Here is a 23,538-nt window from a genome sequence, read left to right as displayed (position 1 = left end):
GCCCCCTCCCCGGGGCGCCGCCGTCCTCGTTCTCCGTTCCGGTACGCGTGCTCACGGGGCCGCCGCCGGAGCGGCCCTCAGACCGCCCGAAGCGGCCCTGAGGACGCCTGAAAGCCGTCTGAAGCCGCCTTCAGACGGCCAGAAGCAGCCCTCAGGCCGCCTGGAGCAGTCGGCGGCCGAAGTCCGCGCCGGGCGGCAGCTGGCGCCTGACCCGTTCGAGGGCCCCGTCGAAGTCACCCCCGGCGACGCACGCTTCGAAGGCGGCGCCGCCGTAGTGCAGCGTCAGGCTGAGGTCCGCGCGCTCACCGAGGGTCAGCAGGCAGGCCAGCGTGGCCTGCTGGGAGGCGCCGTCCGTGACGACGGGGAGCGGCAGGTCCCACTCCAGGACGCAGGCAGTGAGGGCCTGCCCGCCCTCCGCCGCGCTGAGCGCGGCGAAACCCTCGCCCGTGTACTCGATCCCCCTGATCCGGGTGGCGACATGCCGCCCGTCGGCCGTGATGACGATCGCTTCCGCGCCGCTGCGGTCCCGGTACCAGCCGGTCCAGACTTCCGTCGACTCCGATGACATGCGCGGACTGTAACCGTAGGACCGGCTCCGGCGCGCGTCCGGTCACCCCGTGGCCTGACTTCTCCCGATCTCGCCGTTCTTGCCGGTCACGTGCGTGCTCGCGGCTTCCGCACCCGCGACGGGGCGGGTGCCCGCGACCACGTCGGCAGCCGTGCGCACGCTCTCGCCCAGGTCCGCCTCCAGACCCTCGTAGAGCCTGCAGTCCGGGTTGCGGCAGGGTTGCACTTCCCACTCCGGCACCCAGGCCCCGAGGACCTTGTGCCGGGTGGCCGTCGTCGCTCGCGGCTGCCCACAGGCCGAGCAGTCGTGCCCGGCGCTGGGGTCCCGCGTCGTGTGAGGCGCCTCGTCACCCATGCAACCAGGGTAGGACGGCTCGCACGGGAGCGCCTTCTGCCGTCTACCGCTTCCTGGTGTACGTACGGACGAACGCGCCGTTGCCGAAGACGCGCAGGTCCTTCAGCTCGAAGTCGCGGGGCTCGAAGTCGGCGCCGAACATCGGCATGCCGGAGCCGTACACCTGCGGGTAGGTCTTGATGATCAGCTCGTCGATCTCCTCGATGAGCTCGCCGGCGATCGTGGAGCCGCCGCAGAGCCAGACGTCCAGGGGGCTGTCCTCGGCCTTGAGCTCGCGGATGCGGCCGACGAGGTCGTCGGCGATCAGCTCGACGTTCGCGTCGGGCGACTCGGTGAGCGAGCGGGTGGCGACGACTTCCCGCAGGTGGGCGTACGGGCTGGTGACGCCCATGTCCAAGGCGATGCGGTACGAGCCCAGCCCCTGGACGACGGTGTCGAATCGCTTGTTCTCGGCGTCGATCCCGAGCATCTCCCGGCCCTGCGCCGAGACGGTCTCCGGGTACTCGCCGGTCAGGAACTCCAGGAACTCGGCGTCCACGAACTGGTACATGGACGTGGCATCGCCCTTGGGGTCACCGATGAAGCCGTCGATGGTGCAGGCGATGAAGTACGTGAGCTTGCGCAAACCGGTCCTCTTCCACTACGGATCGTGGCCGCGATCGCAACCACGACGGTTATAGTGCTTCATCTGTAGTGGTTGTGCAAGCCCTATTTTGTAGAAGGAGGAACACGACATGGCGAGAAACCCCGAACGACGTACGGCGCTGCTCGACGCCGCCATCCAGGTCCTGGCGGACGAAGGTGCCCGCGGGCTGACCTTCCGCGCGGTCGACGCCTGCGCCGGGGTCCCCACGGGCACCTCGTCCAACTACTTCCGCGACCGGGACCAGGTCCTCTCCGAGGTCGCCGACCGGATCTTCGTCCGGCTCACGCCCGAGCCCGGAGTCATCGAGACCGCCATGCTGCCGGCGCCGAGCCGCGCCCTGGTCTACGAGCTCATGCGCCAGGTCGCCCAGCGGCTCGCCGCCGAGCGCACCTGCTACCTCGGACTCTTCGAGCTCCGTCTCGAAGCGGTGCGCCGCCCCGAGCTGCGGACCCAGCTCACCAAGGTGCTCCGGAGCGATCTGGACGCGAACATCCAGGGGCACCTGGAGGCCGGGATGCCCGGGGACGCGGACACCGTCCGGCTGCTCTACTTCGCCCTCACCGGGCTGCTGCTCGACCACTTCACGGTCCCCGGACTGCACGGCGACCGGGACCTGGACGACCTGATCGGGACGGTGGTCGACCGGATCGTCCCCGAGGCCTGACGAACCCCAGGGACCTCAGCGCGTGCGCCGCGTGACGAACTCCGCGAGCGCCAGCATGTCCCCCGCCGCCGCCAGGTCCGGAACCGCCTGGGCCAGATGCTCTACGGCGCGGCCCATCCGCTCGGCCGCCTGGTCCTGCGCCCAGTCGCGCCCGCCGGCCCGCTCCACCGCGTCCGCGGCCGCACGCACCGCCGCGGCGTCGAGAACCGGGCGGGCGTACAGCTCGGCCAGTTCGTCGCCCGCCGGCGTCCCCGAGGCGAGCGCCGCCACCACCGGCAGCGACTTCTTGTGCGCGACCAGATCGGCCCCGGCGGGCTTGCCCGTACGGTCCGGGTCGCCCCAGATCCCGATGAGGTCGTCGATCAGCTGGAAGGCGAGACCCGCCTCCCGGCCGAACGCGTCCATCGCCGCGACCTCCTCCTCCCCCGCGCCCGCGTAGAGCGCGCCGATGGCGCAGGAGGCGCCGAGCAGCGCGCCGGTCTTGGCGGTGGCCATGGCCAGGCACTCGTCGAGCGAGACCTCGCGAGGCGCCCGCTGCTCGAAGGCGCAGTCCGCCTGCTGTCCCGCGCAGAGCTCGATGACGCAGGCGGCGAGCCGCGCGGACGCGGCCGCCGAGGCAGGGTGCGGATCCTCGGCGAGCATCCGCAGGGCGAGCGCGCTCATCGCGTCACCTGCGATCAGCGCGTCCGGGATGCCGAAGACCGTCCAGGCGGTGGGCCGGTGCCGCCGGGTCACGTCCTCGTCGACGATGTCGTCGTGGAGCAGGGTGAAGTTGTGCGCGAGCTCCACCGCGGCCGCGGCCCTCACCGCCGGGCCCTCGTCGGCGCCGAGCGCGCGGGCCGCCGCCAGGACCAGGGCGGGCCTGATGGCCTTGCCCGGCTGCTCCGTGGCCGGGGTGCCGTCGGCGTGCTCCCAGCCGAAGTGGTACATCGCGACCCGCCGCATCGAACCGGGCAGGGTCTCGACGGTCGAGCGCAGTTGGGGATGGACGGCCGCCCGCGTCCGGTCCAGGAGGCGCACGGCCCCCTGACCGTCGGTGACGGCGTCCCCGCCGGCAATGGTCACGGTCACTTCCTTCGTCTCCTCCGTGGCGATGCTGCGCGGCGACGAGCCGGGAGCGCCCGGGGGCGGGAGGGTTCGGTCCCCGCCCCCGGGCGTCGTCGGCTCAACGCCAGCGGCTGACCTCGACGTTCTCCAGGACACCGAGCGCGTCCGGGACGAGGATCGCCGCCGAGTAGTAGGCCGTGACCAGGTAGGAGATGATCGCCTGCTCGTCGATGCCCATGAAGCGGACGGAGAGGCTCGGCTCGATCTCGTCGGGGATGCCGGTCTGGTGCAGGCCGATCACGCCCTGGTCGGCCTCACCCGTACGCATGCAGATGATCGAGGTGGTCCGGGCGTCCGAGACCGGGATCTTGTTGCAGGGGTAGATCGGCACACCGCGCCAGGTCGGGATGCGGTTGCCGTTGATGTCGATCGTCTCGGGCACCAGACCGCGCTTGTTGAGTTCGCGGCCGAAGGCGGCGATGGCGCGCGGGTGGGCGAGGAAGAGCTTGGATCCCCGGCGGCGGGAGAGCAGCTCGTCCATGTCGTCGGGGCTGGGGGCGCCGTCGTGGGGCTGGAGGCGCTGCTCGTAGTCGCAGTTGGCGAGGAGGCCGAACTCCTTGTTGTTGACCAGCTCGTGCTCCTGGCGCTCGCGGAGCGCCTCGACCGTGAGCCGCAACTGCTGCTCGGTCTGGTTCATCGGCTGGTTGTAGAGGTCGGCGACGCGGCTGTGCACCTTCAGCACGGTCTGGGCGACGCTCAGCTCGTACTCGCGGGGCGAGGCGTCGTAGTCGACGTACGTGTGCGGGACGACGGCCTCGCCGACGTGGCCCGCGGAGAGGTCGATCTCGGCCTCGCCGTACTTGTTGGTCCGCTGGTGGGGCAGGGCGGCCACGCTCGCGAGGTGGGCGGCGAGCGAGCCGGCCCGCTCCGCGAGGTTCCGCACGTCGTCCCTGGTGAGCTCCAGGACCGTGCAGGCGGTGGCGGCGCGGGCGGACCACTCCCAGGTGGCCTCCGGGTCGACGAGGGCGTTGTCGCCGAAGTACGCGCCGTCGGCGAGGACTCCGAGGACGGCCTCGTCGCCGTACGGCCCCTCGCCGATCTGCTCGATGCGGCCGTGCGCGAGGAGATGGACCCGGTCGGTCGGCTCGCCGGCGACGGCGACGACCTCACCCGCCGCGTACTCCCGCTGGCGGCAGCGGGCCGCGAGCTCGGTCAGGGCCTCCTCGTCCTCGTAGCCGCGCAGGACGGGGAGTTCGCCGAGCTCGGCGGGGATGACCGCGACGCGCTCCCCGGTCTGGACGAAGGTGACCCGGCCGTCCCCCACGGAGTAGCTGAGCCTCCGGTTCACCCGGTAGGTACCACCCTGCACCTGGACCCAGGGCAGCGCCCGCAGCAGCCACCGTGAGGTGATCTCCTGCATCTGCGGCGCCGACTTGGTGGTCGTGGCGAGGTTCCGCGCGGCCGCGGTGCCGAGACTCTGCTGCGGCGCCTGCTGCTCCGCGACGCGGACCTCGTCGCCAACCGAACCAACGGACATGGAACTCCCTCTCGTATGACTGAGTTGCGAGACGAAGCCTTCCAGCACGGAACGTGTCGGCGCCATTACACATTCGAGTGGGACTGTTCGACGATCTTCGGGGCATGTCACGTGATTTCCATCCGAACAGCGGAGTCCCACCCGCCCCGTGGGGTCCTGTCCGGATCGGCTCGCACACCGTGCGAACGGATGGCAGCGGAGTGGCGGAGTCCGGTACTCCGGAACCTCCGGTACGCCGGACTCCGGTGTTCCGGAAGCCCCCACCCGTCCTCCGAAGGGAGTCGGTCATGTCCACCCCCATGTCCGCGAGCAGGTTCCTCGACGCGCTGCGCGACGCGGGCCTCGCGGTCGTCCAGGTCGGCGAATGGTCCACCCACAACCGCAACCACAAGGGCCCCTGGGGCCCCGTGCACGGCGTGATGATCCATCACACCGTGACCCGCGGCACCGCCAACACCGTCCGGATCTGCCGCGACGGCTACGAGGGCCTGCCGGGCCCCCTCTGCCACGGCGTGATCGCCAAGGACGGCACCGTCCACCTCGTCGGCTACGGCCGCGCCAACCACGCGGGCCTCGGCGACGACGAGGTCCTCAGGGCGGTCATCGCCGAGCAGGGCCTGCCCCGGGACGACGAGGCCACCACGGACGGCAACCGGTACTTCTACGGCTTCGAGTGCGAGAACCTCGGCGACGGCGTGGACCCGTGGCCGAAGGTCCAGCTGGAGGCCATCGCGAAGGCGGCGGCCGCGCTGTGCCGGGTGCACGGCTGGACGCAGCGCTCGGTCATCGGGCACCGGGAGTGGCAGCCGGGGAAGGTGGATCCGCGCGGCTTCACGATGGCCTCGATGCGCGAGCGGGTGGCCGACCTCCTGCGCTGACCGCACGGTGCGCGCCGACCACGGCCCGGCACACGGACAATGACCTGGTGAACGCGTTCGACCTCGCCCGCCTGCGGCCCCGGCTCCCCTCGCCCCTCGAGCCGGTGGAGGACGAGCGCTTCACCCGGCGCGGGCTCACGCTGTCGCTCAAGCGCGAGGACCTGATCCACCCCGATCTGCCGGGCAACAAGTGGCGCAAGCTCGCGCTCAACCTGGCGGCGGCGGACGGCCGTCCCGTGCTGACCTTCGGCGGCGCGTACTCCAACCACCTGCGCGCGGTGGCGGCCGCCGGACGGCTGCTCGGCTTCCCCACGGTCGGGATCGTGCGGGGCGACGAGCTGGCCGGGCGGCCGCTCAACCCCTCGCTCGCGCGGTGCGCGGCGGACGGGATGCGGCTCGTGTTCGTGGACCGGGCCACGTACCGCGCGAAGAACGACCCGGCCACGCGCGCGCTGCTCCTGGACCGGGCCCCCGCGGACGCGTACGTGGTCCCCGAGGGCGGCAGCAACGCCCTCGCCGTCCAGGGGTGCGTGGAGCTGGGCCGGGAGCTCGCCGGACGCGCGGACACCGTCGCGGTCGCCTGCGGCACGGGCGGCACCCTGGCGGGTCTCGCGGCCGGCCTGGGTGCGGGGCAGCGGGCCCTGGGCGTCCCGGTCCTCAAGGGCGGTTTCCTGGGCGCGGAGGTACGCGCCCTCCAGGAGGCGGCGTTCGGCGGTCCACGCGGCGACTGGAGCCTGGACGAGCGCTTCCACGGCGGGGGCTACGCGCGCGTGTCCCCGGTTCTGGACGCGTTCGCACGCGACTTCGAGGCGCGGCACGGACTCGCCATCGAGCGGCTGTATGTGGCCAAAATGCTGCTCGGCCTCACGACCCTGGCGGAGGAGGGCGCGTTCCCGGCGGGCACCCGGCTCGTGGCGGTCGTCACGGGCGCCCCGGACACCCCCCGGCAGAAGGGCGGGGCCGAGGGGAAGGGCGAGGGCCGGCAGGAGGGCGGAGCTCAGCCCGCGGACTCCTCGCGGTAGGCGGCGGCCTCCTCCAGATCGAGCCGGCGGAGCAGCGTCCGCATCATCTCGTCGTCGATCCGCCGGGCGTCACGCAGCTGCACGAAGACCTCGCGCTCGGCGTCGATCATCTCGCGCGACAGGCGCCGGTAGGTGTCGTCCGCGGTCTCCCCGGTGACCGCGTTGACGGCTCCGAGCCGCTCCCAGACCGCGTTGCGGCGTCGTTCCAGGACCGTGCGGAGCCGGTCGGCGAGGGGCTTCGGCAGGGCGTTGCGCTCGTCGGCGAGCAGGGCGTCGAGGCGCTCCTCGGCGGCCTGCGAGGCCTCGCTCTGGGCCTGCGCCTCGGCCAGGGTCTCCGCGTACCGGTCCTTTCCGGGGAGCTTCAGGAAGCGGATCAGGGGCGGCAGGGTGAGGCCCTGCACGACCAGGGTCCCGATGACGGTGGTGAAGGTGAGGAAGAGGACGAGGTTGCGGGCCGGGAACTCCACGCCGTCGGTGACCACGGGGATGGAGAAGGCGATGGCCAGCGAGACCACCCCGCGCATGCCCGCCCAGCCGACGACGAGCGGGGCCCTCCAGTCCACCTCCGGCTCCCGTTCCCTGATCCGGGCGGAGAGCCGGGGCAGGAAGGTCGCGGGATAGACCCAGACGAACCGGACCACGACCACCGCGACGAACACCCCGGCCGCGTACCAGGCCGCCTCGCCGATCCCGTACGGCCCGAGTTCCCGGACGACGTACGGCAGCTGAAGGCCGATCAGGGCGAAGACGGCGGACTCCAGGACGAAGGCGACCATCTTCCAGACCGCCTCCTCCTGGAGCCGGGTCGCGAAGTCGACCTGCCAGGCCCGGTGGCCCAGGAAGAGGCCGACCACGACGACGGCGAGGACGCCGGAGGCGTGGACCTCCTCGGCCGCCGCGTAGGCGACGAAGGGGATGAGGAGGGAGAGCGTGTTCTGCAGGAGGGAGTCCCCGAGGCCCCGGCGCAGCCAGTGGATGGGGACCATCAGGACCAGGCCGACACCGATGCCGCCGAGGGCCGCGAGCGCGAACTCCCCGAGGCCGCCGGCCCAGCTCAGGCCCTCCCCGACGGCCGCCGCGAGGGCGACCTTGTACGCGGTGATGGCGGTGGCGTCGTTCACCAGGGACTCGCCCTGGAGGATCGTGGTGATCCGGTTCGGCAGGCCGAGCTTGCGGGCGATGGCGGTGGCGGCGACCGCGTCCGGCGGCGCGACGACCGCGCCGAGCACCAGGGCGGCGGTGAGCGGCAGATCGGGCACGAGGACGTACGCGAGCCAGCCCACGGCCACGGTGGCGAAGAGGACGTACCCGACGGAGAGCAGCGCGACGGGCCGGATGTTGGCCCGCAGGTCGAGGTACGAGGAGTCGACGGCCGCCGTGTAGAGGAGCGGGGGCAGGATCAGCGGCAGCACGATGTGCGGGTCGAGGGTGTAGTCCGGCACCCCGGGGACGTAGGCGGCGGCGAGACCGGCGGCGACCAGGAGCAGCGGTGCGGGCACCGGGGTCCTGCGGGCGACCCCCGCGATCGCCGCACTCGCCGCCACGAGTGCCACCAGCTGTAGAGCGTCCATGCCCGTCCCCGTCTCGTCCCGCAACGTAACCTGGCCATCATGAGCGAGTGCCCGCACGTTGCCGAAATGCCGCGCCCCGAACCGGCGCCGCTGGCCGACACCTGCCCGGAGTGCCTGGCGGAAGGTACGCATCCGGTCCAGCTGCGGCTCTGTCTGACCTGCGGGCACGTGGGCTGCTGCGACTCGTCGGCGGGGCAGCACGCGACGGGGCACTTCACCGCCACGGGGCACCCGGTGATGCGGACCTTCGAGCCGGGCGAGGCCTGGCGCTGGTGCTTCGTGGACGGGTCGATCGTCTGAGTCCCCGGCCGGGCCGATGGTCCGACCGTCGGGCGATTCGGCCGTTCGACGATTCGCCCGCCCCACGGTTGGGTACGTCACCCCTCCGCCGGTCGCTCGCTTTCGGCCCCCGCAGACCCCTACCCACCGTCCGCACCCATGGGCCTACCATGGGTGACGACCGGCGACCGGGGCCGGTGGGGGCAGGGGTGCGCGGCGACACGGCGGGACGGATCGCGATAGCGTCACGGCGGACTGCGCAGCCCCCTGCGTACCGCCCGGTTCGGGGGCCTCTCCCCCCGAGCCCCGAATGAGCTTGTGCCACCTTGGAGGTGAGGGTGTCCCAGATCGCAGGCGAGCCCGGGACCCAGGACTTCGTGGAAGTCCGGCTGCCCGCTGCGGGTGCCTATCTGTCCGTGCTGCGTACGGCCACGGCCGGCCTCGCGGCGCGCTTGGACTTCACCCTCGACGAGATCGAGGACTTGCGGATCGCGGTCGACGAGGCCTGCGCCATCCTGCTCCAGCAGGCCGTGCCGGGATCCGTCCTCAGCTGTGTCTTCCGGCTGGTCGACGACTCCCTCGACGTCACCGTCTCCGCCCCGACCACGGACGGCCGGGCGCCCGAGCGGGACACCTTCGCCTGGACGGTGCTGTCGGCACTGGCCGGGAAGGTGGAATCGTCGGTGGCCGACGACCGTACGGTCTCGATCAGCCTGTACAAACAGCGCGGCGCGGGGCCAGGCCCGGCGTGAGGCGCGGGGACGCGACGGCCGGCATCCCTGAGCAGCAGGCACGGCCGTATGAGGTCGCTACGGAGCAGGCGGACCAGATGAGCGAGCACGAGCAGCACCACGAGGTTCCCGAGACACCAGGCGTCTCCGAGGCCCCCCGGGGCCCCGCGCGTGCGGAGGGCTCCTCCTCCGAAGCGGGCGGGACCGCGGCGGCGACCGCGGAGCCGGCCACCGAGGGCGTCGCACGGACGGCCTCGGAGGCGGTCGCGGGGACGGCCTCGGAGCCGGTCGCGGAGGCGGCCTCGGAGCCGGTCGCGGAGGCGGAGAAGGCGGAGGACGGGGACGCGCCCGACGACGTCCCCGACGTTCCCGTCGTCCCGGACCCGCACGACCGGAGCGGCGCCCGCGCGCTCTTCATCACGCTGCGTGAGCTGCCGGAGGGTTCCCCGGAGAAGGCCGAGCTGCGCAACCAGCTGGTGCGGATGCACCTGCCGCTGGTCGAGCACCTGGCCCGGCGCTTCCGCAACCGCGGCGAGCCGCTGGACGACCTGACGCAGGTCGCGACCATCGGTCTGATCAAGTCGGTGGACCGGTTCGACCCGGAGCGCGGCGTCGAGTTCTCGACGTACGCGACCCCGACGGTCGTCGGCGAGATCAAGCGCCACTTCCGCGACAAGGGCTGGGCGGTCCGGGTGCCGCGCCGGCTCCAGGAGCTGCGGCTCTCGCTGACCACGGCGACGGCGGAGCTCTCCCAGCAGCACGGCCGCTCGCCGACCGTGCACGAGCTGGCCGAGCGGCTCGGGATCTCGGAGGAGGAGGTCCTGGAGGGTCTGGAGTCGGCGAACGCCTACTCGACGCTCTCCCTGGACGTCCCCGACACGGACGACGAGTCGCCCGCGGTGGCGGACACGCTCGGCGCGGAGGACGAGGCCCTGGAGGGGGTCGAGTACCGCGAGTCGCTCAAGCCGCTGCTCGAGGACCTGCCGCCCCGGGAGAAGCGGATCCTGCTGCTTCGCTTCTTCGGGAACATGACCCAGTCGCAGATCGCGCAGGAGGTCGGCATCTCGCAGATGCACGTCTCCAGACTGCTGGCCCGGACCCTGGCACAGCTGCGGGAGAAGCTTCTGGTGGAGGAGTGAGGGGCCGCTACGTGGTGTCCTGACCGGGGCGCCGGATGCCGAGCGCCTCGGTCGTGGCCGGGTTCACCAGGAGGACGAGCCCGGTGACGGCCAGGACGCCGAGGACGATGCCGGCCGGGATCATCACGCTGTTCGCCTGAAGCATCTGCCAGGCGACCGGCAGGGCCAGGATCTGGGTGATCACGGCCGGACCGCGGCTCCAGGAACGGCGCGTCCACAGGCCACGGGCGGCGGCGAGCGGGATGAGTCCGAGTGCGACGAGCGTCACGGCGCCCGTCGCGGCGCCGGTGAGGTCGTCGGACGTCCCGGTCAGCGCGTGCACGAGCATGTAGACACCCCCGGCGAAGAGGCCGAGGGCCTCGACACCGGCCACGGCCGCCGCGGCGGCGAGTCGGGCGGGGCGGGGGGTCTGCTCGGCGCTGCTCTCAGCGGGACTGCTCATACAGGGCAGGGTAGCGGGGGCGGCCCGGCCCGGCCGAAGCCGGGCGAGAGCGCCCCCGAGAAGCCGGACGGTCCAGGGCGGCGAAGCCGGACAGGCGGGGCGCCGGGGCCGGGGCCCGGGCGGGCCGCCCGTCCCCGGAGCCGAGGGGAGCCGGTCGCCGGAGCCGAGGGGAGCCCGCCGCCGGAGCCGGGCGTTCCCGCTTGCCCGGGACCGGGCGGACACGGAGCCGGGGCCGGGCCGGGCCGGGCCGGGCCGGGCCGGGCCGGGCCGGGCCGTCAAGCTTGCCCGGGACCGGGTGGACACGGCGCCCGGGGCCGGGGCGTCGTGCTTGCCCGGGGGCGGGTGGATACGTCCAGGGATCGGGCTGGACTGGGCCCGGTACCGCCGGGTAGGTACCCTGGCGCTCATGCGCGCACTTCTCGTGGTCAACCCGGCAGCCACCACCACCAGTGCCCGCACCCGTGACGTGCTCATCCACGCGCTCGCGAGCGAGATGAAGCTGGAGGCGGTCACCACCGAGTACCGCGGGCACGCGCGGGACCTCGCCCGGCGGGCCGCGGACTCCGGCACGACCGACCTGGTCGTGGCCCTCGGCGGCGACGGCACGGTGAACGAGGTCGTGAACGGACTGCTGCACGGCGGGCCCGACCCCGACCGGCTCCCGGGCCTCGCGGTCGTCCCCGGCGGATCGACGAACGTGTTCGCCCGCGCCCTCGGACTGCCGAACGACGCCGTGGAGGCGACCGGCGCCCTGCTCGACGCGTTGCGTGAGCGGCGGGCACGCACAGTGAGCCTCGGTCTCGCCTCGGGAACGCCGGGCACGGAGGACGAATCCGTCCCGTCCCGCTGGTTCACCTTCTGCGCCGGTCTCGGTTTCGACGCCAGCGTCATCGGCCGGGTCGAACAGCAGCGGGAGCGCGGAAAGAGATCCACCCACGCCCTCTACCTGCGCCAGGTGGTGCGCCAGTTCCTGGAGGAACCGAACCGCCGGCACGGCACGATCACCCTGGAGCGCCCCGGCGCCGAGCCGGTCGAGGACCTGGTCCTCTCCATAATCTGCAACACCTCCCCCTGGACCTACCTGGGCAATCGCCCGGTGTACGCGTCCCCGGAGGCCTCCTTCGAAACCGCGCTGGACGTGCTCGGACTGCGCCGTCTCTCCACCCCGGCGGTGGCCCGCTACGCCACCCAGCTGCTCACCTCGACCCCGGAACGGGGCCCGCGCGGCAAGCATGCGGCAACTCTGCACGACCTGACCGACTTCACCTTGCATTCCAAGGTTCCCCTCCCCCTGCAGATGGACGGAGACCACCTGGGACTGCGTACGAGCGTGACGTTCACAGGCGTACGCCGTGCACTGCGTGTGATTGTGTGAGTGGAAGGGCCCAAAGTCCTTTCACTCGAACGTTTAGGCGCGCATCCACCCCTTAGAAGTACGGCTGTGACCTAGCCGACACCGAGGAATCAAAAAAAACTTTCCGGAAGGGGTTGTATCCGTTGCCGGGGTTTGGGAGTCTCTTCTTGGCGATCGGGACGGCCCGCAACACCGGCCTCCACTGAGAGCCAGAACCCCTCCTCAGTCTTAGGACCACACCAGTTGATCTGGCAGTCGGCCCTTCCCTTGCGGGGGGATTCGTGAAAGCGTTCACATTCACAAGCAACCAGCTTGTAACACCCTAGAGAGGTAGCAGCCATGGACTGGCGTCACAACGCCGTTTGTCGTGAGGAAGACCCCGAGCTGTTCTTCCCCATCGGCAACACCGGTCCTGCGCTGCTGCAGATCGAGGAAGCCAAGGCCGTCTGCCGCCGCTGCCCCGTCATGGAGCAGTGCCTGCAGTGGGCGCTCGAGTCCGGCCAGGACTCCGGCGTCTGGGGTGGCCTCAGCGAGGACGAGCGCCGCGCGATGAAGCGCCGTGCCGCTCGCAACCGGGCGCGTAACGCCAGCGCCTGACGCCCACCGACAGCCTGAGGCGAGCGGCGCATACATCGCGTATGCAATCACCGCCCTTGAGCCGCAGCGCGCAGTAGTAACCCACAGCATTCGAGCCCCGGACCGACTTCTTCGGTCCGGGGCTCGCTGCTGTGTCCGTGGTCGCCGTCACCACGGCTGCGCCTTCCGCGACGGGTATTTCTACGGCCGCTCTACGGCCCCTGCTTTTACGGCTGTTGCTTCCAGGGCTGTTGCCCCTGCGGCTGCTCCTTCTGCGGCCGTTGCTCCACGACCGCTACTTCTGCGGCTGCACGGGAATGTCGAGGACCACCTTCGTACCGCGCTCGGCGCCCGGCAGCATGTCGAAGGATCCGCCCAACTCCCCTTCCACCAGGGTCCGTACGATCTGCAGACCGAGGTTGCCGGCTCGCTGCGGGTCGAATCCCTCGGGCAGACCGCGGCCGTCGTCCTGGACCGTGATCAGGAGTCGGGCGTCGGGCCTGGGCTCGCCCCGTACGGCGGTGACCTCGACGGCGCCCTCGTCGCCCGGGGCGAACGCGTGCTCCAGGGCGTTCTGGAGGATCTCGGTGAGGACCATCGAGAGCGGGGTCGCGACCTCGGCGTCGAGAATGCCGAAGCGGCCGTTGCGCCGGCAGGTCACCCGACCCGGGGAGATCTCGGCGACCATCGCGATCACGCGGTCGGCGATCTCGTCGAACTCCACCCGTTCGTCCAGGTTCTGGGACAGCGTCTCATGGACGATCGCGATCGAACCGACGCGCCGCACGGCCTCGTTGAGGGCCTCGCGGCCGCCCTCGGAGTCCATCCGTCGGGCCTGGAGGCGCAACAGGGCGGCCACCGTCTGGAGGTTGTTCTTCACCCGGTGGTGGATCTCCCGGATGGTGGCGTCCTTGGTGATCAACTCGCGCTCGCGACGGCGCAGTTCGGTGACGTCCCGGAGCAGGACGAGCGAACCGATGCGGGTGCCCTTCGGCTTGAGCGGGATGGCCCGGAGCTGGATCACACCGCCGTTCCCCTCGACCTCGAACTCGCGCGGCGCGTAGCCGGAGGCCAGCGTGACCAGGGCCTCGTCCACCGGTCCGCGGGAGGGGGCGAGTTCCGCGGTGATCTGGCCCAGGTGCTGGCCGACGAGGTCGGCGGCGAGGCCGAGCCGGTGGTACGCGGAGAGGGCGTTGGGCGAGGCGTACTGGACGATCCCCTCGGCGTCGAGGCGGACGAGTCCGTCGCCGGCCCGGGGCGAGGAGTCCATGTCGACCTGCTCACCGGGGAAGGGGAAGGTCCCGGCCGCGATCATCTGGGCGAGGTCGGAGGCCGACTGGAGGTAGGTGAGCTCCAGGCGGGAGGGGGTGCGGACGGTCAGCAGGTTGGTGTTGCGGGCGATGACGCCGAGGACGCGGCCCTCGCGGCGGACGGGGATGGACTCGACCCGCACCGGCACCTCCTCGCGCCACTCCGGGTCGCCCTCACGGACGATCCTGCCCTCGTCGAGGGCGGCGTCGAGCAGCGGGCGGCGGCCGCGCGGCACGAGGTGGCCGACCATGTCGTCCTGGTAGGAGGTGGGACCGGTGTTCGGCCGCATCTGCGCGACGGAGACGTACCGCGTTCCGTCGAGGGTCGGGACCCAGAGGACGAGGTCGGCGAAGGAGAGGTCGGAGAGCAGCTGCCACTCCGACACCAGCAGGTGGAGCCACTCGAGGTCCGAGTCGCTCAGGGCGGTGTGCTGGCGTACGAGGTCGTTCATGGAGGGCACGGTGCGAGCGTACCCGCGGAATAAAGGGGCGGTGAACCTGGATCTCCGGGGCTCCGTACTGGAGGATGGGCCAGGAAGGACCGTGTTCCTGTGGATGGACAGACAAGAATGGTCTAGTCCACAATGAATGCGATAGACCTCCATCCTCCCCGCACAGGAGGATGGAACGAGGTACCCGACGCTCTCTGCCCTGACTGCGTCGAGACCTCCCACACGGCCGAGGGACCGCACACCCCCGGCCGGAGCAAAACTCCGGGCTGCGGTGCCGGGCGGGCTGAGGGTCCCGCCGGGCGCCGCGGCCCGCGGGTGTTTCCGGGGCCGGCGGGTGTCTTTCCGGTGACGTGGGCGCTTCCGCGGCCCGCGGGTGTTTCCGGGGCCGGCGGGCGGCGGAACCGAGCCCCTCTGCCCCTACTCCCCCGCCGTGCGGGGCGGCGGCCAGGCCCGCATCGCCGTCGCCGCGACGGCCGCCAGCTCCTCCTCCGTCGCCCCGTCGCGGGCCTGCTGGGACATTCCCTGGAGGACGGCGCCGCTGAAGCGCGCGAGGGCCCGGGCGTCGGTGTCGGCCGGCAGCTCCCCTGAGTCGACTCCCTGGCGTATCCGGGACTCGAAGGAGGCCAGATTGCGGTTCCTGCGCTCGCGCAGGGCCTCCTCGACCTCGGGGGTCGAGCAGTTGACCGCGGCGGAGATCATCAGGCAGCCGCGGGGGTGGCCGGGCTCCGTGAAGAGCTCGGCGGCCTCGCTCAGGACCCGGCCGATGGCGCCGCGGGCGGTCGTCTCCTCCGCGAAGGCCCGGCCGCCGTACGCGCCGTACGAGCCGGCGTACGCCTCGACGACCTCCTCGAACAGCGTCTTCTTGTCGCCGAAGGCCGCGTAGAGACTGGGGGCGCTGATGCCCATGGCGCGGGTGAGATCGGCGACGGAGGTCGTCTCGTAGCCGTGCTCCCAGAAGGCCATCGTGGCCTTCTCGAGGGCCGTGAGCCGGTCGAAGGAGCGGGGGCGGCCACGCTGTGTCGTCACCATGGAGTGAATTCTATAGCGGGTGCTACGGAAGTGGGGTACGGTCTTTTCATAACGACCGCTACAGAAATGAGGGGGGCGTCGCCATGGGCGTGCTCGACAGCAGGACCACGGAGCAGCGGGCCGGGAGGCTGGCCGGGCGGACCGCACTGGTGACGGGTGGCAGCCGGGGCATCGGGCGGGGGATCGCCGAGCGGCTCGGCCGGGACGGTGCGCGGGTCGCCGTGCACTACGGGAGCAACGAGGCGGCGGCGAAGGAGACGGTGGCGGCGATCGAGGCCGCCGGCGGTGAGGCCTTCGCCATCGGGCAGGAGCTGGGGGTCCCGGGGGATGCGGAGGCGCTGTGGACGGCCTTCGACGCCCACGCCGACGGTCTGGACATCCTGGTGAACAACGCGGGGATCGGGACCTCCGCACCGTTCGCGACGATCGGCGCGGAGGAGTACGAGCGGATCTTCGCCGTCAACACCAGGGCGCCGTTCTTCCTCGCACAGCTCGGCGTGGAGCGGCTGCGCGACGGGGGCCGGATCGTGAACGTCTCGACGGGCCTCTCGCACGCGGCGGTGATGCCGGACCTGATGGCGTACGCGATGTCGAAGGGCGCGCTCGACGTGTTCACCCGCTATCTGTCGAAGGTGCTGGGCGCGCGGGGGATCACGGTCAACGCGGTGGCGCCGGGGATCGTGGACACCGACATCAACGCGGGCTGGCTGCGGGGGAACGACGAGGCATGGGCGGGAGCGGCGGCGATGTCGGCGTTGGGCAAGGTCGGCACCCCCGAGGACATAGCCGACGTGGTGGCCTTCCTGGCCTCGCCCGACGGGCGCTGGGTGACGGGGCAGTGGATCGACGCGACGGGGGGGTCGATCGCCTGACCCCGGGAGGGGCAGGAGCCCGTCCGGCCTGATCGACAAAGCACCCCTGGGGGTTCGAGTGGCTGGTGGGGCAGGGGCGGTCGACCATGGAGGCGGCGGGGGCGTCCGGGGGGCGGAACGGCATGAGGGGAAGGCCCCTCCTCTGCTAGATTTGGCTTTGATTGGTCTATACCACATGGCTCCTCACCAGCCCCTCACCAGATCGGCAGGCACAGCGTGGAAGTTGTCATCGTCAAGGACGCCAAGGCGGGCGGCGAGCTCATCGCGGACGGCATCGCCGACCTCCTGCGCCGCAAGCCCGACGCGCTGCTCGGCGTGGCCACCGGCTCGACTCCGCTGCCCATCTACGACGCCCTGATCGCCCAGGTCAAGGCCGGCTCCGTGGACGCCTCGCGGGCCCGGATCGCCCAGCTGGACGAGTACGTGGGACTGCCCTCGGGCCACCCCGAGTCGTACCGCTCCACCGTGCTCCGCCAGGTCGTCGAGCCGCTCGGGCTCTCCCAGGAGGCCTTCATGGGCCCCGACGGCTCCGCCGAGGACGTCCTGGCGGCCTGCGAGGCGTACGACACCGCGCTCTCCGAGGCCGGTGGCGTGGACCTGCAGATCCTCGGCATCGGCACCGACGGGCACATCGGCTTCAACGAGCCGTGCTCCTCGCTCGCCTCCCGCACCCGGATCAAGACGCTCACCGAGCAGACCCGCGTGGACAACGCCCGCTTCTTCGACAACGACATCGAGCAGGTGCCGCACCACGTCATCACCCAGGGCATCGGCACCATCCTGGAGGCCCGTCACCTGGTGCTGCTCGCCACCGGCGAGGGCAAGGCCGAGGCCGTGGCGCAGACCGTCGAGGGCCCGGTGGCGGCGCTCGTGCCGGCCTCCGCGCTCCAGCTGCACCCGCACGCCACGGTCGTGGTGGACGAGGCCGCCGCCTCCAAGCTGAAGCTCGCGGACTACTTCCGTCACACCTTCGCGAACAAGCCGTCCTGGCAGGGCATCTGAGCCGCCCGGAACCCCGTGCACGACGAAGGGGCCCGGCACCTGTTCAGGTGCCGGGCCCCTTCGCGTACGTCCCGTCAGACGCCGGTGCCGACGACGGCCTCGGCGGCCGCGCGGCCGCAGACCCGGGCCGCGCCGTGCGTGGCGATGTGCAGGGCCCCGCGGGGCTCCGCCTCGTTGAGGCCCATCTCGACCACGACGGTGTCGGGGCGGGCCGCGACCAGGGCGTCCAGGGCCTCGGTCATCCACGCGTGCCGGTGGGCGTCGCGGACGACCGCCACGATCCTCCGCTCCCCCGCGGCGGCGAGGAGGGCGTCCACGGACGAGTCGGCGTAGGAGCCGGTCTCCGTGCCGGGCAGCAGCCGCTCCAGCTCGGCGGCGACGCCCCAGGGGGTCTCGTCACCGACCGCGAAGTTCGCGACGGGGGTGAAGGAGGCCACGTAGGGGGCGCTGGTCACCGGGGTGTACGGCCGCTCCCCCCGGGTCACCTTCAGGGCCCGGCGGGCGGCGACGAGTCCGATGTCGGCGCCGGGCGCGGTCCCCTCCTGCACTGCCGCGCCCGACACCGATTCAGCCCCCCTGGCCCGATGCGCCTGGGTCCAGGCCGCCAGGGCGCGCACGCGCGCCGCGGCGTCGGCCAGCCGCTCCTCGGGCAGTTCACCGGTCCGTACCGCAGTGACGAGAGCGTCGCGCAGCTGCAGCACGGTGTCCTCGTCGCACAGCCCGCCGCCGACGCAGATGGCGTCGGCGCCCGCGGCGATGGCGAGGACGGATCCGCGCTCGATGCCGTACGTCGCCGCGACGGCCTGCATCTCCATGCCGTCGGTGACGATCAGTCCCTCGAAGCCCAGCTCCTGGCGCAGCAGACCGGTGAGGATCTGCGGGCTCAGGGTGGCCGGACGGTGGGGGTCGAGCGCGGAGAGCAGGATATGCGCGCTCATCACCGCTTTGGTACCCGCGGCGACGGCCGCGCGGAAAGGCACCAGCTCACGGGCGTGCAGTGTGGCGAGGTCCACATCGATCCGGGGCAGCGCGTCGTGGGAGTCCACGTTCGTGTCGCCGTGTCCGGGGAAGTGCTTGGTGCAGGCCGCGACCCCGACGCCCTGGAGGCCGTCGACGTACGCCACGGTGTGCCGGGCGACCAGGTCCGGGTCGGGCCCGAAGGACCGGACGCCGATGACCGGGTTCTCGGCGTTGGAGTTGACGTCGGCGGACGGCGCCCAGTTGAGGTCGACGCCGCAGGCCGCGAGCCGGCGGCCGAGTTCGCGGGCCACGGCCCGGGTGAGCTCGACGTCGTCGACGCTGCCCAGGGCGTAGTTGCCGGGGAACGAGGAGCCCTGCTTGACCTCGAGGCGGGTGACGTCGCCGCCCTCCTCGTCGATGGCGACGAGGACGTCGTCCCGCTCGGCCCGCAGCTGGGCGGTGAGCGCGGCGAGCTGCTCGGGGCTGACGATGTTCCGGCCGAACAGGCCGACGGACGACAGGCCCTCGCCGATGCGGCGGAGCAGCCAGTCGGGCGCGGTGGTGCCGACGAACCCGGGCTGGAGCACCGTGAGCGCGTCACGGGTCAGGGTGTCCGTGCCGTGTACGAGTGTGGTCATGGGGAGCCCTTATCCCTTCACCGCGCCGGCGGTCATGCCGCCGACGGCCTTGCGCTGGAGGAAGAGGAAAACGACGAGCACGGGGAGCGAGAAGAGCGTGGAGGCGGCCATGGTGGCGCCCCAGTCGCTGCCGAACGCGGTCTGGAACTGGGTCAGCCAGAGCGTCAGGGTCTGCGACTCCTTCTCCTTGTTCAGCATGAGGATCATGGCGAACTCGTTCCAGGCGGTGATGAAGCCGAAGAGCGAGGTCGACATCAGGCCGGGGGCGAGCAGCGGGAAGATCACCTTGCGGAACGCCTGACCGCGGGTGCAGCCGTCGATCTGCGCGGCCTCCTCCAGCTCGACCGGGACGGCGGCGATGAAGCCGCGCAGGGTCCAGATGGTGAAGGGGAGGACCATCACGAAGTAGATGAGCGTGAGCATCGGAATGCTGTTCAGCATGTCGTTCTCACGGGAGATCATGTACATCGCGATGACCATGACCTCCCAGGGGGCCATCTGCGCCATCATCACGATGAGGACGATGCCCTTGCGTCCCTTGAACTTCATCCGGGCGATCGCGAAGCTCGCGGCCAGCGCGACGAGAAGGGCGAGCACCACGGCACCGATGGTGACCATGAGGCTGTTGGTCACGTACGTCCAGAAGAGGTCGACGCCGGTGGCGGTCGTGTAGTTCTCGAACGTCGGGGTGAAGACGAAGACGGGATCCTTCGTCATGATCTCGTGCTGCGGCTTCAGCGAGGACGAGAACATCCAGTACACGGGGAAGACGAACACGACCGCGAGCACGAGGGCGGTCAGGTTCTTGGCGACCACGCCGACCGTGAGCGGCTTCCTGGTGCGCAGCTTCTGCGGAGTCTCGGTGGTGGCGCTCACAGCTCCTCCTCCTCCTTCAGGATCAGGCGGAAGTAGAAGGACATGACCGCGATGAGCATCACGATCGTCAGGATGGAGATGGCGGCGGCGACACCGTAGTGGAACTGGCCGACGCCCTCGATGTAGGCGAAGACGGGGAGCGTCTCGGAGCCGCGGTCGGGGCCACCCAGGTTCATGGCGTAGACCTGGGCGAACGCCTTGAAGATCCAGATGATCTCCAGGAACGTCGTGATCATGAAGAAGGACTTCAGGTTCGGGAAGACCACGGCCCAGAAGGTGCGCCAGCCGCTGGCGCCGTCCATCTTCGCGGCCTCGTACAGCTCGGACCCGATGGTGGTCAGGGCGGCGTACATGTTGAGGGCGACGAACGGGATGGAGCCCCAGACCAGCAGGATCATGATGATGACGAGGGTGGAGAACCCGGTCTCGAACCAGTTGTGCTGCTCGTAGCCGTCGAAGCCCAGGGTGCGCATCAGCCAGTTCACGACGCCGAACTGCTCGTCGAAGAGCCAGCGGAACACCGTGACGGAGGCGACGATCGGCATGGCCCAGGCGAACATCAGGGCCAGCGAGAGGACCAGTCGCATCTTCTTGCCCAGGCGGTTGAGCAGCAGGCCTATGCCCGTGCCGATCGCCATGATGAGCGCGACGTTGACGGCCGTGAAGACGACGCTTCGGACGACGACGGTCCAGAAGTCCGGGTCACCGAGGAGCTCGGTGTAGTTGTCGAAGCCGGTCCAGACGGTCTCGCGGGTGATGAACTCCTTCCGGTTGAGCTCCTGGAAGGAGAGGATCACATTGCGGATCAGCGGGTAGAGCAGCAGCACCGCCATGGACAGCAGGGCAGGCGCGACGAGCAGATAGGGCAGCCACCCGCTGGGCAGGGAACGTCTGCCGCGCGAAGGCTTAAGGACTTCCTTCGGGCCCGAAGGGGGTGGCGGAGTCTGAGACTTCCCTGCCGCCCTCCCGGGCGCGTCCTGAGGATCGGCGGTCGCCGTCCCCTGGGAGTCCACGGTCATGGTCTTATTCCTCGCGGTTCTGGGGCTCCCGCGCCCACCGGGGCGCGGCCCGGGGGAGCGGGCCGCTGATCACTCGTGAAGCGCCGATGGTGCGGCCGGTGCGTGACCGGCCGCACCACCGGGCTACGGATTACTGCTGGTGCTGCTGATTACTGCTGGTTGATGCGCTCGTTGATGACCTTGTCGGCCGCCTCGCCGGCGGTCTTGGCGTCCTCACCCTTCAGGACCTTGGTCATGAAGTCCTTGATCGGGTTCGGGGCGGTCTCGACGTTCGCCCAGCCCGGGGTCACCGGGGTGACCTTGCCGGAGGCGGAGGAGGCGGCCATGGCCTCGGCGAAGGAGCCGGCGGCCGGCTTGAACTGCGCGGCGTCGGTGTTCGGAAGCAGCGCGCCCTCGGTGGCGGTGGCGTACTTCGTCATGTACTCCTTGCCGGCGGCGAGCGCCAGCCACTCCTTCGCGAGGTCCTTGTTCTGGGAGCGCTCGGCGATGGCGAGGTTCGAGCCGCCGAGGAAGACGGAGCCCGGCTTGTCGGCCGTCTTGCCCGGGATCGGGAAGTAACCGAAGTCGGCGGTCTTGCCGGCCTTCTTCATGGCGTCGATCGCGCCGCCGGCCTCCCAGCCGAGACCGATCCAGGACGCCACGCCGCCCTTGGGGACGATGTCGGTGGACTGCTGCGGGGTCGCCTCGTCCTTGTCCTTCGGAGCGGTGGAGTAGGACGCCAGCTCCTTGTAGAAGTTCATGGCGTTGACGGCCTCGGGGGAGGACAGGTTGCCCTTCCACTTGTCGCCGTCCTTGACCGCGAGGTCGCTGCCCTCGTCCCAGATGAGGCCGGCGAGGACGTACCAGGACTGGCCCGGCAGGTAGATCGCCTGCGACTTCGGGTCGGACGCCTTGAGCTTCTTCAGGCCGTCGATCCACTCGGCGCGGGTCTTGGGCGGGGTGACACCGGCCTTCTTGAAGGCGGCCTTGTCGTAGACGACGACACGGTTGGCGGCGTACCACGGGGCCGAGTAGAGCTTGCCGTCCAGCTCGTTGGAGGCGACCATGCCCTTGTTCCAGGCGTCGTAGCCCAGCGTGGCCTTGTCGCCGGACAGGTCGGCGAGGCCGCCGGTCACGGCGTAGCCCGCGGTCTGCGTGTTGCCGAGCTCCAGAACGTCCGGCGGGGTGTCCTCGGAGAGCGCGGTGGTGACCTTCTCCTGGATGCCGTTCCAGATCTGCTTCTCGACCTTGACCTTGACGCCCGGGTGCTTGGCCTCGAAGGCCTTGTTCACCTCGGCCATCCACGCGTCCGGCGCGGAACCGTCCATGACCCAGACGGTCAGGGTCTTGTCGCCCCCGGCCGGCGCCTTGGCGCCGTCCTTACCCTTGTCACTGTCGGAACCACACGCAGCGATAGAGACCATCATGCCTGCGACGCCGATCGCCGCGATGAGCTTGCGCTTCACGCCACCCTCCTCAGGGATGCCTGCAACCCCTGCCCACCGCGCGAAGACATACGTCAGGTAGTGCTCGTGGGGCTGGGACCTGGTCTTTAATGGTTTAGACCAGTACCCGGAGCTTGGCCTAGACCTTTAGGGGTGTCAAGGGTGTATAAGAAGGGCAGTCGCGTCCGTTATCGGACCGACACCTGAGGGAGGGCGACGACCCGTGACCGGTCCGTGCCACCATGTGAGCCGCGACAGACGGAGGAGCCGGTGACGGCAGCAGCACAGGAGTCGGGAAGGCAGGCAATGGCCACGGACGCGGGCAGCACGGAGTCGGAGGGCGGGACACCCACCCGTACCGCGCGCGTGCCCAAGTACTACCGACTGAAGCGGCACTTGCTCGACATGACGGAGACCCTGCCGCCCGGCACACCGGTCCCCCCGGAGCGCACGCTCGCCGCGGAGTTCGACACCTCGCGCACCACGGTGCGCCAGGCCCTCCAGGAGCTGGTCGTCGAGGGCCGCCTGGAGCGCATCCAGGGCAAGGGCACCTTCGTGGCCAAGCCCAAGGTCTCCCAGGCGCTGCAACTCACCTCGTACACCGAGGACATGCGCGCCCAGGGCCTGGAGCCCACCTCGCAGCTCCTCGACATCGGCTATGTCACCGCCGACGACACGCTCGCCGGGCTGCTCGACATCTCGGCCGGCGGACGGGTGCTCCGCATCGAGCGACTGCGCCTCGCGAGCGGCGAGCCGATGGCGATCGAAACCACCCATCTCTCCGCAAAGCGCTTCCCCGCGCTGCGACGTTCGCTTGTGAAGTACACCTCCTTGTACACCGCCCTCGCCGAGGTGTACGACGTGCACCTCGCCGAGGCCGAGGAGACCATCGAGACCTCCCTCGCCACCCCGCGCGAGGCCGGCCTGCTGGGCACGGACGTGGGCCTGCCGATGCTGATGCTCTCCCGCCACTCGCTGGACGCCGAGGGCGAGCCGGTCGAGTGGGTACGGTCGGTCTACCGCGGCGACCGGTACAAGTTCGTGGCGCGCCTCAAGCGCCCCAACGGCTGAGCGCCGACGCCACCACCGCACGACACGGACGGCCGCACCCCACCGGGTGCGGGCGGCCGGCGGGTGGGGGGGCCGGC

24 protein-coding genes are annotated in these 23,538 nt (G+C 71.1%); 11 read left to right on the top strand and 13 right to left on the bottom strand.

What is annotated here, in order from left to right; all coding sequences use genetic code 11:
* Positions 1-151: 151 nt before the first annotated feature.
* From ACFQ79_RS33470 to ACFQ79_RS33460, 3 genes are read right to left on the bottom strand one after another with little or no spacing between them, the layout of a single operon-like run.
* Complete coding sequence (locus ACFQ79_RS33470) at positions 152-568, bottom strand: DUF6304 family protein (RefSeq protein ID WP_383590425.1); 417 nt, start codon at positions 566-568, stop codon at positions 152-154.
* Between the two features lie 42 nt (positions 569-610).
* Positions 611-922: a hypothetical protein gene (locus tag ACFQ79_RS33465; RefSeq protein ID WP_383590423.1), complete on the bottom strand. Its 312-nt coding sequence runs from the start codon at positions 920-922 to the stop codon at positions 611-613.
* A gap of 43 nt (positions 923-965) precedes the next feature.
* Positions 966-1,547 carry a dihydrofolate reductase family protein gene (locus ACFQ79_RS33460; RefSeq protein WP_383590421.1) on the bottom strand — a complete coding sequence of 194 codons (582 nt, stop codon included), beginning with the start codon at positions 1,545-1,547 and terminating at the stop codon, positions 966-968.
* Between the two features lie 109 nt (positions 1,548-1,656).
* On the opposite strand from ACFQ79_RS33460, the gene ACFQ79_RS33455 reads away from it, so the two are divergent.
* Positions 1,657-2,232 (top strand): TetR/AcrR family transcriptional regulator, encoded by a 576-nt coding sequence (locus ACFQ79_RS33455; RefSeq protein WP_383590419.1) that lies wholly within the window; start codon positions 1,657-1,659, stop codon positions 2,230-2,232.
* A gap of 15 nt (positions 2,233-2,247) precedes the next feature.
* Here ACFQ79_RS33455 and ACFQ79_RS33450 read toward each other — a convergent pair whose 3' ends face one another.
* Positions 2,248-3,303 (bottom strand): family 2 encapsulin nanocompartment cargo protein polyprenyl transferase, encoded by a 1,056-nt coding sequence (locus ACFQ79_RS33450; RefSeq protein WP_376319098.1) that lies wholly within the window; start codon positions 3,301-3,303, stop codon positions 2,248-2,250.
* Positions 3,304-3,397: 94 nt separating this feature from the next.
* The gene (locus ACFQ79_RS33445; protein WP_073912264.1) at positions 3,398-4,816 is read right to left on the bottom strand and encodes a family 2B encapsulin nanocompartment shell protein; all 1,419 of its coding nucleotides are present in this window, start codon (positions 4,814-4,816) and stop codon (positions 3,398-3,400) included.
* A gap of 287 nt (positions 4,817-5,103) precedes the next feature.
* On the opposite strand from ACFQ79_RS33445, the gene ACFQ79_RS33440 reads away from it, so the two are divergent.
* Positions 5,104-5,694 (top strand): N-acetylmuramoyl-L-alanine amidase, encoded by a 591-nt coding sequence (locus tag ACFQ79_RS33440; RefSeq protein WP_383590417.1) that lies wholly within the window; start codon positions 5,104-5,106, stop codon positions 5,692-5,694.
* A gap of 47 nt (positions 5,695-5,741) precedes the next feature.
* Positions 5,742-6,716, top strand: a complete 975-nt coding sequence (locus ACFQ79_RS33435) for a 1-aminocyclopropane-1-carboxylate deaminase/D-cysteine desulfhydrase (protein ID WP_383590415.1) — start codon at positions 5,742-5,744, stop codon at positions 6,714-6,716.
* On the opposite strand, the gene ACFQ79_RS33430 is transcribed toward ACFQ79_RS33435, so the two are convergent.
* Positions 6,692-8,287: a Na+/H+ antiporter gene (locus ACFQ79_RS33430; protein ID WP_383590413.1), complete on the bottom strand. Its 1,596-nt coding sequence runs from the start codon at positions 8,285-8,287 to the stop codon at positions 6,692-6,694. The genes ACFQ79_RS33435 and ACFQ79_RS33430 overlap by 25 nt on opposite strands.
* Positions 8,288-8,326: 39 nt before the next feature.
* On the opposite strand from ACFQ79_RS33430, the gene ACFQ79_RS33425 reads away from it, so the two are divergent.
* The 3 genes from ACFQ79_RS33425 (at position 8,327) to ACFQ79_RS33415 (ending at position 10,436) form a co-directional block, all read left to right on the top strand.
* Complete coding sequence (locus tag ACFQ79_RS33425) at positions 8,327-8,587, top strand: UBP-type zinc finger domain-containing protein (RefSeq protein ID WP_383590411.1); 261 nt, start codon at positions 8,327-8,329, stop codon at positions 8,585-8,587.
* A gap of 317 nt (positions 8,588-8,904) precedes the next feature.
* A complete protein-coding gene (locus ACFQ79_RS33420) occupies positions 8,905-9,318 on the top strand; it encodes an anti-sigma regulatory factor (RefSeq protein WP_019889334.1) in 414 nt (137 codons plus the stop codon).
* Positions 9,315-10,436, top strand: coding sequence for an RNA polymerase sigma factor SigF (locus tag ACFQ79_RS33415; RefSeq protein ID WP_383590409.1), 1,122 nt, complete (start codon positions 9,315-9,317; stop codon positions 10,434-10,436). The genes ACFQ79_RS33420 and ACFQ79_RS33415 overlap by 4 nt, the downstream gene beginning before the upstream one ends.
* Before the next feature lie 7 nt (positions 10,437-10,443).
* Here ACFQ79_RS33415 and ACFQ79_RS33410 read toward each other — a convergent pair whose 3' ends face one another.
* Positions 10,444-10,878 (bottom strand): hypothetical protein, encoded by a 435-nt coding sequence (locus ACFQ79_RS33410; protein WP_383590407.1) that lies wholly within the window; start codon positions 10,876-10,878, stop codon positions 10,444-10,446.
* Positions 10,879-11,284: 406 nt separating this feature from the next.
* Here ACFQ79_RS33410 and ACFQ79_RS33405 point away from each other — a divergent pair, with 406 nt between their 5' ends.
* Positions 11,285-12,253: a diacylglycerol/lipid kinase family protein gene (locus tag ACFQ79_RS33405; protein WP_383590405.1), complete on the top strand. Its 969-nt coding sequence runs from the start codon at positions 11,285-11,287 to the stop codon at positions 12,251-12,253.
* A 318-nt stretch (positions 12,254-12,571) separates the two neighbouring features.
* A complete protein-coding gene (locus ACFQ79_RS33400; RefSeq protein ID WP_003953983.1) occupies positions 12,572-12,829 on the top strand; it encodes a WhiB family transcriptional regulator in 258 nt (85 codons plus the stop codon).
* A 274-nt stretch (positions 12,830-13,103) separates the two neighbouring features.
* On the opposite strand, the gene ACFQ79_RS33395 is transcribed toward ACFQ79_RS33400, so the two are convergent.
* Together ACFQ79_RS33395 and ACFQ79_RS33390 are read right to left on the bottom strand one after the other, a co-directional pair.
* Positions 13,104-14,570, bottom strand: a complete 1,467-nt coding sequence (locus tag ACFQ79_RS33395; RefSeq protein ID WP_055598335.1) for a sensor histidine kinase — start codon at positions 14,568-14,570, stop codon at positions 13,104-13,106.
* Between the two features lie 417 nt (positions 14,571-14,987).
* The gene (locus ACFQ79_RS33390) at positions 14,988-15,599 is read right to left on the bottom strand and encodes a TetR/AcrR family transcriptional regulator (RefSeq protein WP_383590403.1); all 612 of its coding nucleotides are present in this window, start codon (positions 15,597-15,599) and stop codon (positions 14,988-14,990) included.
* An 83-nt stretch (positions 15,600-15,682) separates the two neighbouring features.
* On the opposite strand from ACFQ79_RS33390, the gene ACFQ79_RS33385 reads away from it, so the two are divergent.
* Complete coding sequence (locus ACFQ79_RS33385) at positions 15,683-16,471, top strand: SDR family oxidoreductase (RefSeq protein ID WP_383590401.1); 789 nt, start codon at positions 15,683-15,685, stop codon at positions 16,469-16,471.
* Between the two features lie 216 nt (positions 16,472-16,687).
* A complete protein-coding gene (nagB, locus tag ACFQ79_RS33380; protein WP_383590399.1) occupies positions 16,688-17,473 on the top strand; it encodes a glucosamine-6-phosphate deaminase in 786 nt (261 codons plus the stop codon).
* A gap of 74 nt (positions 17,474-17,547) precedes the next feature.
* Here the strand turns inward: nagB and ACFQ79_RS33375 are convergent, their stop codons facing one another.
* The 4 genes from ACFQ79_RS33375 to ACFQ79_RS33360 all read right to left on the bottom strand — a co-directional run bounded on the left by ACFQ79_RS33375 (position 17,548) and on the right by ACFQ79_RS33360 (position 22,411).
* The gene (locus ACFQ79_RS33375; RefSeq protein WP_383590398.1) at positions 17,548-19,071 is read right to left on the bottom strand and encodes a glycoside hydrolase family 3 protein; all 1,524 of its coding nucleotides are present in this window, start codon (positions 19,069-19,071) and stop codon (positions 17,548-17,550) included.
* 9 nt (positions 19,072-19,080) lie between these two features.
* A complete protein-coding gene (locus ACFQ79_RS33370) occupies positions 19,081-19,947 on the bottom strand; it encodes a carbohydrate ABC transporter permease (protein WP_383590396.1) in 867 nt (288 codons plus the stop codon).
* Positions 19,944-20,966: a carbohydrate ABC transporter permease gene (locus tag ACFQ79_RS33365; protein ID WP_383590394.1), complete on the bottom strand. Its 1,023-nt coding sequence runs from the start codon at positions 20,964-20,966 to the stop codon at positions 19,944-19,946. The genes ACFQ79_RS33370 and ACFQ79_RS33365 overlap by 4 nt, the downstream gene beginning before the upstream one ends.
* Positions 20,967-21,115: 149 nt before the next feature.
* The gene (locus ACFQ79_RS33360) at positions 21,116-22,411 is read right to left on the bottom strand and encodes an extracellular solute-binding protein (protein ID WP_383590392.1); all 1,296 of its coding nucleotides are present in this window, start codon (positions 22,409-22,411) and stop codon (positions 21,116-21,118) included.
* Between the two features lie 285 nt (positions 22,412-22,696).
* Here ACFQ79_RS33360 and ACFQ79_RS33355 point away from each other — a divergent pair, with 285 nt between their 5' ends.
* On the top strand, positions 22,697-23,461 hold the full coding sequence (locus ACFQ79_RS33355) for a GntR family transcriptional regulator (RefSeq protein ID WP_030320859.1): 765 nt from the start codon (positions 22,697-22,699) through the stop codon (positions 23,459-23,461).
* Positions 23,462-23,538: the final 77 nt, after the last annotated feature.

This window comes from Streptomyces sp. NPDC056480 (genome assembly GCF_042795405.1).
Lineage (GTDB): Bacteria > Actinomycetota > Actinomycetes > Streptomycetales > Streptomycetaceae > Streptomyces.
The sequence above is the reverse complement of the archived record's forward strand: the minus strand, read 5'-3'. Positions and strand labels throughout refer to the sequence as shown.

Bases quoted from the DNA above. Each gene is read 5' to 3' on its own strand.
- ACFQ79_RS33425 (WP_383590411.1), top strand. From the start codon at position 8,327: ATGAGCGAGTGCCCGCACGTTGCCGAAATGCCGCGCCCCGAACCGGCG.
- ACFQ79_RS33465 (WP_383590423.1), bottom strand. From the start codon at position 922: ATGGGTGACGAGGCGCCTCACACGACGCGGGACCCCAGCGCCGGGCAC.
- ACFQ79_RS33405 (WP_383590405.1), top strand. From the start codon at position 11,285: ATGCGCGCACTTCTCGTGGTCAACCCGGCAGCCACCACCACCAGTGCC.
- ACFQ79_RS33445 (WP_073912264.1), bottom strand. From the start codon at position 4,816: ATGTCCGTTGGTTCGGTTGGCGACGAGGTCCGCGTCGCGGAGCAGCAG.
- ACFQ79_RS33410 (WP_383590407.1), bottom strand. From the start codon at position 10,878: ATGAGCAGTCCCGCTGAGAGCAGCGCCGAGCAGACCCCCCGCCCCGCC.
- ACFQ79_RS33355 (WP_030320859.1), top strand. From the start codon at position 22,697: ATGGCCACGGACGCGGGCAGCACGGAGTCGGAGGGCGGGACACCCACC.
- ACFQ79_RS33440 (WP_383590417.1), top strand. From the start codon at position 5,104: ATGTCCACCCCCATGTCCGCGAGCAGGTTCCTCGACGCGCTGCGCGAC.
- ACFQ79_RS33385 (WP_383590401.1), top strand. From the start codon at position 15,683: ATGGGCGTGCTCGACAGCAGGACCACGGAGCAGCGGGCCGGGAGGCTG.
- ACFQ79_RS33365 (WP_383590394.1), bottom strand. From the start codon at position 20,966: ATGACCGTGGACTCCCAGGGGACGGCGACCGCCGATCCTCAGGACGCG.
- ACFQ79_RS33375 (WP_383590398.1), bottom strand. From the start codon at position 19,071: ATGACCACACTCGTACACGGCACGGACACCCTGACCCGTGACGCGCTC.
- ACFQ79_RS33400 (WP_003953983.1), top strand. From the start codon at position 12,572: ATGGACTGGCGTCACAACGCCGTTTGTCGTGAGGAAGACCCCGAGCTG.
- ACFQ79_RS33430 (WP_383590413.1), bottom strand. From the start codon at position 8,287: ATGGACGCTCTACAGCTGGTGGCACTCGTGGCGGCGAGTGCGGCGATC.
- ACFQ79_RS33390 (WP_383590403.1), bottom strand. From the start codon at position 15,599: ATGGTGACGACACAGCGTGGCCGCCCCCGCTCCTTCGACCGGCTCACG.
- ACFQ79_RS33455 (WP_383590419.1), top strand. From the start codon at position 1,657: ATGGCGAGAAACCCCGAACGACGTACGGCGCTGCTCGACGCCGCCATC.
- ACFQ79_RS33395 (WP_055598335.1), bottom strand. From the start codon at position 14,570: ATGAACGACCTCGTACGCCAGCACACCGCCCTGAGCGACTCGGACCTC.
- ACFQ79_RS33470 (WP_383590425.1), bottom strand. From the start codon at position 568: ATGTCATCGGAGTCGACGGAAGTCTGGACCGGCTGGTACCGGGACCGC.